The organism is Bradyrhizobium sp. USDA 4454 (genome assembly GCF_054822705.1).
Window position 1 is genome coordinate 5,595,705 of sequence record NZ_JBTRCN010000001.1, and the last position, 11,738, is coordinate 5,607,442.

Sequence of the window (11,738 nt, forward strand, 5' to 3'; positions counted from 1 at the left end):
GCAGCGACGGTTGGGGCCGCCGCCGTGACCACCGCCGCGGCGCAGGCGGCGCAGCGCGAACGATTTGCCGCGCGCTTCCGCGAACAGGCCGGCGCGCAAGGCCAGGCGGCACTCGCGGCGCGGCAAGGCGGCTGGGCTCCGCGGAATGCCTGGCGGCGCGGCCACCGCGCGGCGTTCGTGGCGTGGCTTGGCCCGGTGTTCCTGCCTTACGCCTATTCGGACATCTTCGACTACACGTTCTGGTCCTATGCCTACGAGCCCGGCTATTGGGCCTACGCCTATGACGACTTCGTCGACACCGTGTTCTGGGACACCAACAGTCCTTACTCCGCCTATGCCAGCATCGAGCCCGGCGATTATCCGGCGACCGCAGGCCGCGCTCGGTCCCGTCAACGCGCCGATACGAGCTCGCAGGCGATCAAGCAGCTGTGCGGTGAGCCGGACAAGGGTGTCACCGCCTGGCCGCTTGCCGACATCGCGCGGGCGGTAAGGCCGGACCAGCAGCAGCGCGCCTTGCTGGACGATCTGAAGGGTGCCGCGGCGCAGGCCGCCAATGTCTTCAAGGACTCCTGCACCGACAGCTATGCGCTGACCCCGGCCGGCCGCCTGCGGTCGATGCTGAACCGCATCAGTGCGACGCTCGAGGCGATCAAGATCGTGCGGCCCGCGCTGGAGAATTTCTACAGCTCGCTCAGCGACGAGCAACAGGCCCGCTTCAATGCGCTCGGTCCGCATCTCGGCAAACGTTCACCACAGCAGCAGGAAACGACCGCGCAATCCGGAAATTGCGACGATTCGAAATCCGACCTGGCCCAACTGCCGATCAACCGGATCGAGGCCTCGCTTCATCCGGCAGGCAAGCAGAAGGTAGCGCTCGACCACCTGAGCGATGCGACCACGAAAGCCATAGCGGACCTGCAGGCGGCCTGCCCGAACGACATGCCGCTGACCCCGGTCGGCCGGCTCGAGGCGATGCAGCACCGGCTCGAGGCCATGCAGCGAGCCGCGAAGCTGATCGAGCCTGCGCTCGACAAGTTCTACGCCACGCTGAGCAGCGAGCAGAAGGCCCGCTTCAACACACTGCAGCAGGTCGCGAGCCCCTGAGGCTCACTGGCCTGCGATCTTGACGCCCCGGTGCGCGCGACACCGGTCCCCCCGGCTTGCCTTTGCGGCCGCCGCACAGCAATGTTCGGCACCGGCATCCTGATGCCGTGCCGGGTGACGGGGCAGGACGTGAAACGCAGTTGGACGAGCATCAGTGAGCTACGCGATCGCTGGGGCGATTCCCTGCTGACCGTGCTCACTGTCCTGATCCTTGTCATGATGTTCGTGGTGGCACCTCTGCAGGCGCTCGGCCTGTTCGAGTTTCAGATCTTCGAACTGCTGCTCGCCCTCTTCCTGGTCGGCGGCGTATTCGTGATGTCGGGCAGCGCGCTTGCCGTCACCGCGATGCTGGTTGCGCTTGCCATGATCGTCACGGGCGGAGTCCTGAGGCTGCGTGCGCCCTCGATCCTCGACCTCAATCTGTTCGCCGGCTCGTGGCTGATCGTCGGCGTCACCCTCGCTGTGACGGTGGCTCGCGCGACGTTTGCGCCGGGCCGCGTCACCTATCACCGCGTGATCGGCGCCGTCCTGCTCTACCTATCCGTCGCCGTGATCTTCTCGGCCCTCTACACGTTCCTCGGCACGCTGCTGCCGAACGCCTTTTCCGGAATGAAGATGGAAGACAGTCCGGCGCTGGCGAACCAACTGATCTATTTCAGCTTCATGACACTGACGACCACCGGCTATGGCGACGTCGCCCCGCTGCACCCGATCGCACGCAGCCTGTGCAATCTCGAGGCGATCTTCGGCCAGCTCTATCCCGCAACGCTGCTGGCGCGGCTCGTCACGCTCGAGATCTCGCACAGCGATCAGGATTCGTGAGCGCGATGCAGGGTGGCCGGGCGCTATCTGAACCGCAGGTTTGCGCGAGAGAGCTGGCTGATCGAGGAACATCCCATCAGCCGCATGTCCCGCATCAGCTCCGCCTGCAGCAGACCGAGCGCCCGTTCGACTCCGGCCTGGCCGGCTGATGCCAGCGGATAGAGATAGGCCCGACCGAGGCCGACGGCCTTGGCGCCCAGCGACAGCGCTTTCAGCACATGGCTGCCGCGCTTGATGCCGCCGTCCATCATCACGTCGATCCGGTCGCCCACGGCATCGACGATCTCGGCCAGCTGATCGAACGCCGCCCGCGAGCCGTCGAGCTGCCGGCCGCCGTGGTTGGACAGGATGATGCCGGTGCAGCCGATCTCGACGGCGCGTCTGGCATCCTCGACCGACATGATGCCCTTCAGGCAGAACTGGCCATTCCACTCCCGAACCATTTTGGCGACGTCGTCCCATCTCATGGCGGGATCGAGCATTTCGGTGAAATACCGCCCGATCGACATCGCGCCGCCGCTCATGTCGACATGCTCGTCGAGCTGCGGCAGCTTGAAGCTTTCATGGGTGACGTAGTTGATGGCCCAGGCCGGCTTGACGGCGAATTGCAGCATGCCGCCGAGCGTCAGGCGGAACGGTATGGAGAACCCGGTCCGCAGGTCGCGCTCGCGGTTGCCGCCGGTGATGCTGTCGACCGTCAGCATCATCACGTCGACGCCGGCCTGCTTGGCGCGCTGCATCATCGCCGTGTTCAGGCCGCGATCCCGGTGGAAATAGAACTGGTAGACCTGCGGCGTCGCATAGGCCCTGCGCAATTCCTCGAGGCTCACGGTGCCAAGGGACGACACGCCGAACATCGTGCCGAATTTCGACGCCGCGGCGGCGACGGCCCGTTCGCCATCATGATGAAACAGACGCTGCAGCGCGGTCGGCGAACAATAGAATGGCGTCGCCAGCTTCTGCCCCATCACGGTGACCGAGAGATCGACGTTCTCCACGCCACGCAGGACGTTCGGCACCAGGTCGCAACGCTCGAAGCTCGCGGTGTTCTGCCGAAGCGTGGCCTCGTCGTCCGCGCCGCCGTCAATATAATTGAAGATCGGCCCCGGGAGCCGCCGCCGCGCCAGCTCGCGGAAATCATGGAAGTTGTGGCAATGGCTCAAGCGCATGTCGTGCTCCGAAGGTCCGGACCGCGGCGTTCAACGGCTCTCTGCCGTTCACACCACAGCATCCGGCATAGCGGGCACGCTTCGCCTTGTCCACCGCACCGGCCGCTGGGTCAAACCACCGAGCGATGGCGCTCGATGCACGTCGTCAAGACCGCATCCATCGGCTTCGTCCACCAGTCGTTCGAGAAGATCTCGATCTCCGAATAACCGGCAAAGCCTTCCGCTTCGACCGCCGCGCGCACCGACTTGATGTCGATGACGCCGTCGCCCATCATGCCGCGGTCGTTGAGGATGTCCCTGGTCGGCACCAGCCAGTCGCAGACATGGAACGCGAGCAGGCGGTCCTTGCCGGCTCGGGCGATCTGGCTCATCAGCTCCGGATCCCACCAGATGTGGTAGACGTCGAGTGCGACCCCGATCGCGCCGCTGCGGCCGGGATCGAGCGCGTCGCAGATGTCGAGCGCGTGCCTCGTGGTGTTCACACAGGCACGGTCGGCGGCATAGGCCGGATGCAGCGGCTCGATCGCGAGCGGCAGTTTTGCCTGCCTGGCATACTCCAGCATCTCGGCGATGCCGTCATGCACCTGGTTGCGCGCGGCCGCGATGTCCTTTGACGGTGCGCTGCCCGGCCGCGAGTATTGCGGCAGGCCGCCGACCACCAGCACGATGCAGGAGGCGCCGAGCGCAGCGGCCTCATCGACCGCGCGGCGGTTGTCGTCGCGCGCCGCGCTGCGATGCGCGTGATCGGCGGTGAACATGCCGCCGCGGCAATAGCCCGACAGATCGAGCCCGGCATCCCTGACCGCGCGCACGGCGCGATCGAGGCCGACATCGGCAACCTGGTCGCGCCAGGGATCGATGGCGCGGATGCCATGGCGGGCGCAGGCGTCGATGATGGCTGTGAGATCGCCCTGCTTGCGAACGGTCGCCGTGTTCAGCGACAGCCAGCGGTGATCGTGGGAAAAGTCGCGCATCAGGCGTCGATACCGCGCGTAGCCAGGATCGTCGCCATCCGGCGTGTCGCGGCTTCCGGATTGGCGAGCAGCCCGGCTTGGTCGGCGAGCCGGAACAGCTCGGCGAGATGCAACGTCGAGCGCGCGCTCTCCTGTCCGCCGACCATCGTGAAGTGATCCTGATGCCCGTTGAGGTACGCCATGAACACGATGCCGGTCTTGTAGAAGCGCGTCGGCGCCTTGAAGATGTGGCGCGACAGCGGCACCGTCGGCCCGAGCACATCGTGGAAGCCAGCCTCATCGCCGGCAGCGAGCCGCGACAGTGCGTAGGACGCGGCCGGCGCGATTGCATCGAAGATGCCGAGCAGTGCGTGGGAGAAGCCCTTGTCGTCGCCGGCGATCAGTTCGGCATAGTTGAAGTCGTCACCGGTATACATCTTGACCCGCAGGTCGAGCCGCCGCCGCATGTCGATCTCGCGCTGCTTGTCGAGCAGCGAGACCTTGACGCCATCGACCTTGGCCGCATTAGCGTTGATGATCGCAACCGCAATGTCCGTCGCCTTGTCGAGATCGGCCGTGCCCCAGTAGCCTGACAGCGCCGGATCGAACATGTCGCCAAGCCAGTGGATGATCACGGGCTCGCGAACCTGCGACAGCACGCGGTCGTAAACCCCAGCGTAATCCTCCGCGCTTTTGCCGAGCTTCGCCAGCGCGCGCGACGCCATCAGGATGATGCGGCCGCCGGCCTTCTCGACCGCCGCGATCTGCTCCTCATAGGCACGGATCACGTCCTCGATCGACTTCGCATCCTCGACCGCGAGATGATCGGTGCCGGCGCCGGCGAACACCAGGGCATTGCCCCTGGCCTTTGCCGCCTTCACCGAGCGCTGGATCAATTCGAGCGAGGTCGCCCAGTCCAGCCCCATGCCGCGCTGCGCGGTGTCCATGGCTTCGGCGACGCCGAGGCCGAGGTCCCAGACATGCTCGCGGAATGCGATCGTCCGGTCCCAATCGATCGCGGCCGTCAGCCACGGATCGACGTCAGCGCGGGGATCGGCGACCACATGGGCGGCGGAGAACGCCACACGATTGAGCGTGCCTTCAAGTTTCGCCGGAAACGTCCGCGACGCCGCGAGGCGATAGGTCTCGAGACCTCCGCCTGCGGTGGGGAGTTTCAGCGACAGTGACGAGGTCGGCAGGACTGACTTGTTCATGACAAAAGCACTCTCTCAGACCACGATCGGGGCGACGTCGATCCAGCGCCGCTCTTTCCAGCTCTTCAGCGCGCATTCGGCGAGCTGCACACCCTTGGCTCCTTCGAGCAGCGTATATTTGTAGGGCGCATCCTCGCAGACGTGGCGAATGAACATCTCCCACTGCTCCTTGAAGCCGTTGTCGTAGACGACGTTCTCAGGGAGCGTCTGCCAGTCGCCATAGAAATCGTGCATGCGCTTCTCGTCCGGATTCCACACCGGCCGCGGCGTCGCCTGGCGCGCCTGGATCACGCAGTCGGTCAGGCCCGCCACCGCCGAGCCATGGGTGCCGTCGACCTGGAAGGTGACGAGATCGTCGCGATAGACCCGCGTCACCCAGCTCATGTTGATATGCGCGATCACGCCGCCTTTCAGCCTGAAGGTGGCATAGGCGGAATCATCGGCAGTCGCCTGGTACTTCCTGCCCTTCTCGTCATAGCGCTCGGGAATATCGGTTGTCCCGATGCAGACCACGCTCTCGACCTCGCCAAACAGATTGTCGAGCACGTAGCGCCAGTGGCAGACCATATCCAGGATGATGCCACCGCCATCCTCGGCGCGATAGTTCCACGACGGCCGCTGCGCCTCCTGCCAGCCGCCCTCGAACACCCAGTAGCCGAACTCGCCGCGCACCGAGAGCATGCGGCCGAAGAAGCCGGAGTCGCGCAGGAAGGCGAGCTTCTTCAAGCCGGGCAGGAACAGCTTGTCCTGCACGGTGCCGTGCTTGAGCCCTCTTGCGTTGGCGAGCTTCACCACCGCGACGGCTTCTTCCAGATTGGTCGCGATCGGCTTCTCGCAATAGACGTGCTTGCCGGCGTTGATCGCCTTGGTCAGCAGCGAGGGCCGCGCCTGCGTGGTGGCGGCGTCGAAGAACACCGTGTCGTTCTTGTCGGCGAGCGCGCGATCGAGATCGGTGGTGTGCCGCTCGATGTTGTAGCGTTTCGCCAATGCGCCGACCTTCTCGGCGTCGCGGCCGACCAGTATCGGATCGGGCATGATGCGGTCGCCGTTCGCAAGCAGCACGCCGCCCTGCTCGCGGATCGCGACGATCGAGCGGATCAGATGCTGATTGAGCCCCATCCGGCCGGTGACGCCGTTCATGATCAGGCCGAGGCGTTTGGTCGTCATACTGTCTGCTCCTGGGAAACGCGTGGTGTTGGCCGCTTCAGCGGCTGCATGGTGGACCAGTCCGGATGGACCGAACTGGCAAAGCCCGGCGCGGCGGCGATTGATCCCGTCAGCAGACCGCCGTCACGGATCGCGAGGCGGACCTTGCCGCCGTCGCGGGTGTAGAGATCGGGGTGCGCGGTGAGGAAGGCGTCGGCCTCATCAGCCGGGGTATCGGCGAAACCGTCGACGTAGTGGTGTCCATTGCGCTCGGCATGGACGACGCCGATCAGCGCGCCGAGCGCGAGATCCTGCTGCACGGCGAGCCCGGCCTGGCAGGTCAGGTCCTCGCCGCTGATGAAGTACTGGTCGCTATCCGTAGTCCACGCCGCCGCACGCGTGGCATTGATGATCGATTTGTAGATGCCCTTGCACGATTTCGAGGAGATGCCGCGATAGCCGAGCGCCCGCGCCTGCGGGAAGGCATCATAGGAATCGTCGGCCTCGTCGATGATGAAGCTCCGCGCCGCCAGCGTCCCGAGCGGCGACGCCTTCGTGATATCGCGCGGCAGCGGCTGCTCGATATAGAGCAGGCTTGCCGCGATCGACCCTAGCTCCGGATCGTGATCGAGCCGGTCGACCAGCGCGTTCAGCGCGGCAAGGTCGGCATATTGCTCGTTGGCATCAAGCGTGATCCTCATAGCGTAAGGCAGCTTGGCGAGCTCGCTGCCGATCCGCGCCAGCCGCGCCGCATCATGCTCCGGGTCGCCATTCAGCTTGAGCTTGAAATAGCGTGCCCCCGCGTTCTCGTTGGCGTCCGCGACACCGCCCTCACCCTCAACCTTGTCGTCCATCCCGACCGTATGCCTGACCGCGACGCGGTCGAGCCGCTGGCGCGTCGCAAGAAACCGCGCGATCGCTGCATCGTCGAGATCGGGCGTCAGCCGTGCGTCGATGCCTGCGATATTGCCGGCTATGCCGTCGAAGAAATTCGCCCCGACCGCGCGCAGCAGCGCATCCAGGATCGCCTTGTCGATCTCGGCCGGGCCGAATCCGGCGGCGAGCGGCGGAATGTCCTCCGCGGCGCAGGCCGCAACCTGCCGACCTATACACGCGGCGTGCAAACCGAACGCTGTGTCAAAACCGCTATTCGCCAGATAAAGCTCGCGGGCGGTCGCAAGCGAGCGGCGGAGTTCGTCGATCGTCTGCTCGGCCGTCAAATGCAGGCGTTTGTCGAACCATTTCGGCGCCAGCATCTCGGCGCTGGCGCCGGTCGCCCGGCCCTTGCCCTCCACCTCGATCTCGACCCGCGCGAACAGCTGCGACGACGCCGTGATCGTCACTGCGCCGAAGCGGAACGGCCGGGCGAATCCCAGCGGCCGTTCGAAGAAGGCGATCTCGTTGACTTTGAGGCGAAGCGGCATGGAAGGCTCGGCGCTAGTCCAGCGACCCCTGCGTGAAGAAATGCTTGCGGATCCGCTGCACCAGTTCGGTGAAGACGGGATCGGACATCGTCTCGAGCGAGCGCGGCCGCGGCATCGGCACGTCGTAGATCGCGGCGATCGCACCGGGCCGCTCGGTCATCACGAGCACGCGGTCGGCGAGGAACACGGCCTCGGGGATCGAGTGGGTGATCAGCAGCACCGTCTTGCCGGTCTCGCGCTGGATCCGCATCAGTTCGACATTCATGCGCTCCCGCGTCATGGCATCGAGCGCGCCGAACGGCTCGTCCATCAGCATGATCTTGGGATCGTGCACCAGCGCGCGGCAGATCGAGGCGCGCTGCTGCATGCCGCCGGACAACTGCCAGGGCAGCTTCTTCTCGAAGCCCTCGAGCCCGACCAGCTTCAGCAGCGCCTTGGCGCGGTCGAGATATTTGTCGCGGGCGAGCCGCTTCATGTCGATCGGGAGCATCACGTTGGAGAGGATGTTGCGCCACGGCAGCAGCAGCGCGTTCTGGAACACGATGCCGACATTGCCGTGCGGCCTGGTCACCACCTCGCCGTCGACCAGCACCTCGCCTGATGTCGGCGGCAGCAGCCCGGAGATCATCTTCAGCAGCGTCGACTTGCCGCAGCCGGACGGCCCGACCACGACAAAGAACTCGCCGTCATTGATGGTGAAGTCGAGTGGCCGCAACGACGGCACATCGCCGTCGCGCGACCGGTAGGTCTTCGACACGCCCGAGAGCTTGATGCCCGGCGTGGCACCGGCCGCACGGTCCGACACCAGGCGCAGATGCGCGGCGGGCTGGATGATATCGCTTGGCTTCGGTAAGGGATTCATCGCGCCTTTCTCCACCCGTCGTCCCTGCCGAGTGCGCGATTGCGCACGGAGCAGGGACCGATACGCCGCGTCCTCTCGTTCGGGCACTTGATGAGAGACCTTCCGCAACAATGAATGCCGGTGGTTATGGGTCCCGGCCTGCGCCGGGACGACAGCGGGGGTTGACGGGTCACGAATTACCCTTCGGCAGATAGTCGTTGGTGTAGAACGCCTTCGGATTGGCCTTCGCCTTGGCGTCGAGGCCGCCATATTCGACCATCAGATTGACCGACTCGGTCATGTTCTGGTCGGTGACCTGGAACGGACGCTTGTCCTTGGTCTCGGGCGTGCGATAGAGCGGGATCGTCAGCTCGAAACCCTCCGTCAGCGTGTCGATCTTGCCGCCCTTCGGATTGGCGTCGAGGATCGATTGCGCGGCAGCCTTCGGGTCCTTCTCGGCGGCTTCCACCGCCTTCGTCGTCGCCGACATGAAGCGGCGGACCAGGTCGGCATTGGCCTTCACATAGTCGGAATTCGCGATGATGCCGGACGACACCATGTTGATGCCGTAGTCGGCGAACTTGATCGGATAGACGTCCTTTGCCGTCGCGTCCTTGATCTTCATCGACTGGTCCATGACGTAGCCGAGCAACAGATCGGCCTGGCCGTTGATCACGGCGTTGAGCTTGGTCTGGCCGTCCCCGGCAACCGTGTTGAAGTCGCTTTCCTTCAGCCCGGTCTTCTTCAGGAACAGCGGCCAGATCTGGGTCATCGAGTCCGCCGGGGTGATCGCGACCGTCTTGCCCTTGATGTCTTCCGGCTTCCTGATGTTCTTGTCGACGAAGCCCATCGCCGACATCGGGCTGGTCTGCAGCAGCACACCGGTGGCGATCACCGGTGCGCCCTTGACCGCCGCGCGCATCATCGTGGGCACGTCGACATAGCCGAAGTCCGCGGTCTTGGCGGCGACCGCCTGCGTGGTGGCGGCCGAGCCGCGGCCTTCCTGGATCTCGAGCTCGATGCCTTCGGCAGCGTAGATGCCCTTGGCCTTGCCGTAATAGAACGGCGCGTGCTCGCCATAGACGTACCAGTTGAGCATCAGCACGACCTTGTCCGCCGCGGCGGCCGGTGCCACCGCAAGCGCGGTCCAGGCCAGTGCGGCGCCGGCGACCGCAATCAAACGCTTCATGGTTGTTCTCCCCTTATTGTCCGCGGCCCTTGCGTGGGCCGCTTGTCCGTTTGCCGCGCTAGGACGCGAAGCTGATGTCGTCGCGCTGGCTGACGTGCCAGGGGATCACCAGCCGCTCGATGCGGTCGACGATCCAGAACAGGATGACGCCGAGCAGCGCCAGGATCACCAATGCGGCGAACATCGTCGGCAGGTCGAAGGTGCCGATCGAACGCTGCATCACATAACCGATGCCGGAATTGGAGCCGACGAACTCGCCGACGACGGCGCCGACCACCGCGAGCGTCACCGAAACTTTCAGCCCGGAGAAGATCGCCGGCATCGCATGCGGCAGGTTGACGGCGCAGAACACCTTGAAGCGGCTGCCCTGCATCGCCCGCGCCAGATCGACCATGTCGGGGTCGACCGACTTGAAGCCCTGCACCGCCGAGACCACCACAGGGAAGAAGCCGAGCAGGAACGCGGAGATCACCTTGGGGATGATGCCGAAGCCGAACCACACCACGAACAGCGGCGCGATCGCGATCTTCGGCACCGATTGGGAAAACACCAAAAGCGGATAGACGTAGCTCTCGACCGTCTTCGAGCCCGCGATCAGCATCGCTGTGGGAATGCCGAACAGCGCCGAGAGCAGGAAGCCGCAGATCGTCGCATAGGTGGTCGGCCAGGACTGCCGCAGCAGTTCCGGCCAGTCGCTGATCAGCACCGCAACGACGTCGCCGGGCGACGGGATCTGATAGGCCGGAATGTGGAACAGCCGGATCGAGAGATCCCAGGCCGCCACGATGACGACCAGGAACAGGAAAGGGCGCACCCACGCCGCATTCAGCACCTTCGACAGGCCCGAAGGGCTCTTTGCCTCCGCCACGCCACGCTCCCTTGCCGTCTCTGTTGTTCGCGCTGAAATTAACCTGTTGGATAAATACTGTCCAGCCCATCGCACGCGGCAAAATCGCGCCGAAATCCCAGTTTTCGTCAGACGAGAAATTATCGCGGAATGTTGCGTAGCCCGGATGCAGCGAAGCGAAATCCGGGGGCCGGGCTTGCCATCGATAGGGGCGTCCCGGATTACGCTTCGCTTCATCCGGGCTATGGGCATCAGCAATGAAGGCGAACGCGCCGGCTCACACCACCCGGTGTTCCGCAGCGCGCAGCGCCGGCATCGCGCTGAACGCTGCGGTGGACTTGCCGGTCAGCGCCGCCAGCACCAGCGCGGTCATGTGCTCGAGGCGCTCGTCGCGGGCGTCCTTCTTCAAGAGGTCGCGACCGAAGATCACGCTCAAGGTGGCGCTGTTGGAGAGATAGAAGAATGCGAGCCCCGCGATCGAGATATAGAGCTGCACCGGATCGACCGCGACGCGGAAATCGCCGCTCTCGACCCCGCGCGTCACCACAGTGCGGATCATCTCGACAAAGGGCGAATGCATCGACTTGACCTTGGTCGAGCGCTTCAGGTGTTTTGCCTTGGCGAGGTTTTCCGTGTTCAGCAATGCCAGGAACTCGGGGTTGCGCAGGAAATAGTTCCAGGTGAAGTCGATCAGGCGCCCGATCGCCTCGGGCGGATCGAGATGCTCGAGATCGAGCGTGCGCTCCTCGGCGCGAATCTTCTCGTAAGCGCCCTCCAGCACCTCGAGATAAAGATCCTCCTTGTTGCCGACATGGTAGTACAGCATGCGCTTGTTGGCGCCGGCATTGGCCGCGATGCGGTCGACCCGCGCGCCGGCGAGGCCATGGGCGGCGAATTCCTGCTTGGCCGCCTCGAGAATCCGCAGCCGCATCCCCTGGGGATCGCGCTGCCATCTCTGTATCCGCTTAGCCTTGGCCAATTCGATTGCCCGGTGATGCTGAATTGATGAATGTAGCATGACGCACGCGG

At 64.9% G+C, this 11,738-nt stretch carries 11 protein-coding genes; 2 read left to right on the forward strand and 9 right to left on the reverse strand.

Going from position 1 to position 11,738, the window contains the following annotated elements:
- The first annotated feature begins 24 nt into the window (after nt 1-24).
- A complete protein-coding gene (locus ACVIW0_RS26040) occupies nt 25-1,104 on the forward strand; it encodes a Spy/CpxP family protein refolding chaperone (RefSeq protein ID WP_461354944.1) in 1,080 nt (359 codons plus the stop codon).
- Between the two features lie 129 nt (nt 1,105-1,233).
- Entirely contained in the window at nt 1,234-1,926 is a 693-nt protein-coding gene (locus ACVIW0_RS26045; protein WP_461354945.1) for an ion channel, read from the forward strand.
- A 23-nt stretch (nt 1,927-1,949) separates the two neighbouring features.
- Here ACVIW0_RS26045 and ACVIW0_RS26050 read toward each other — a convergent pair whose 3' ends face one another.
- The 9 genes from ACVIW0_RS26050 to ACVIW0_RS26090 all read right to left on the reverse strand — a co-directional run bounded on the left by ACVIW0_RS26050 (nt 1,950) and on the right by ACVIW0_RS26090 (nt 11,640).
- Nucleotides 1,950-3,095 carry an alpha-hydroxy acid oxidase gene (locus ACVIW0_RS26050; protein WP_461354946.1) on the reverse strand — a complete coding sequence of 382 codons (1,146 nt, stop codon included), beginning with the start codon at nt 3,093-3,095 and terminating at the stop codon, nt 1,950-1,952.
- A gap of 110 nt (nt 3,096-3,205) precedes the next feature.
- Nucleotides 3,206-4,069, reverse strand: a complete 864-nt coding sequence (locus tag ACVIW0_RS26055; protein WP_461354947.1) for a sugar phosphate isomerase/epimerase family protein — start codon at nt 4,067-4,069, stop codon at nt 3,206-3,208.
- Complete coding sequence (locus ACVIW0_RS26060; RefSeq protein ID WP_461354948.1) at nt 4,069-5,262, reverse strand: dihydrodipicolinate synthase family protein; 1,194 nt, start codon at nt 5,260-5,262, stop codon at nt 4,069-4,071. Before ACVIW0_RS26060 ends, ACVIW0_RS26055 begins: the two co-directional genes overlap by 1 nt.
- A gap of 15 nt (nt 5,263-5,277) precedes the next feature.
- Nucleotides 5,278-6,429, reverse strand: coding sequence for a Gfo/Idh/MocA family protein (locus ACVIW0_RS26065; RefSeq protein WP_461354949.1), 1,152 nt, complete (start codon nt 6,427-6,429; stop codon nt 5,278-5,280).
- Nucleotides 6,426-7,832, reverse strand: a complete 1,407-nt coding sequence (locus ACVIW0_RS26070; protein WP_461354950.1) for a hypothetical protein — start codon at nt 7,830-7,832, stop codon at nt 6,426-6,428. Before ACVIW0_RS26070 ends, ACVIW0_RS26065 begins: the two co-directional genes overlap by 4 nt.
- Before the next feature lie 13 nt (nt 7,833-7,845).
- Nucleotides 7,846-8,694 carry an ABC transporter ATP-binding protein gene (locus ACVIW0_RS26075; RefSeq protein ID WP_461354951.1) on the reverse strand — a complete coding sequence of 283 codons (849 nt, stop codon included), beginning with the start codon at nt 8,692-8,694 and terminating at the stop codon, nt 7,846-7,848.
- Nucleotides 8,695-8,863: 169 nt separating this feature from the next.
- Nucleotides 8,864-9,862, reverse strand: a complete 999-nt coding sequence (locus ACVIW0_RS26080) for an ABC transporter substrate-binding protein (protein ID WP_461354952.1) — start codon at nt 9,860-9,862, stop codon at nt 8,864-8,866.
- Nucleotides 9,863-9,920: 58 nt separating this feature from the next.
- A complete protein-coding gene (locus tag ACVIW0_RS26085) occupies nt 9,921-10,730 on the reverse strand; it encodes an ABC transporter permease (RefSeq protein ID WP_461354953.1) in 810 nt (269 codons plus the stop codon).
- A 256-nt stretch (nt 10,731-10,986) separates the two neighbouring features.
- Entirely contained in the window at nt 10,987-11,640 is a 654-nt protein-coding gene (locus ACVIW0_RS26090) for a TetR family transcriptional regulator (RefSeq protein WP_461354954.1), read from the reverse strand.
- Between the last annotated feature and the right edge of the window lie 98 nt (nt 11,641-11,738).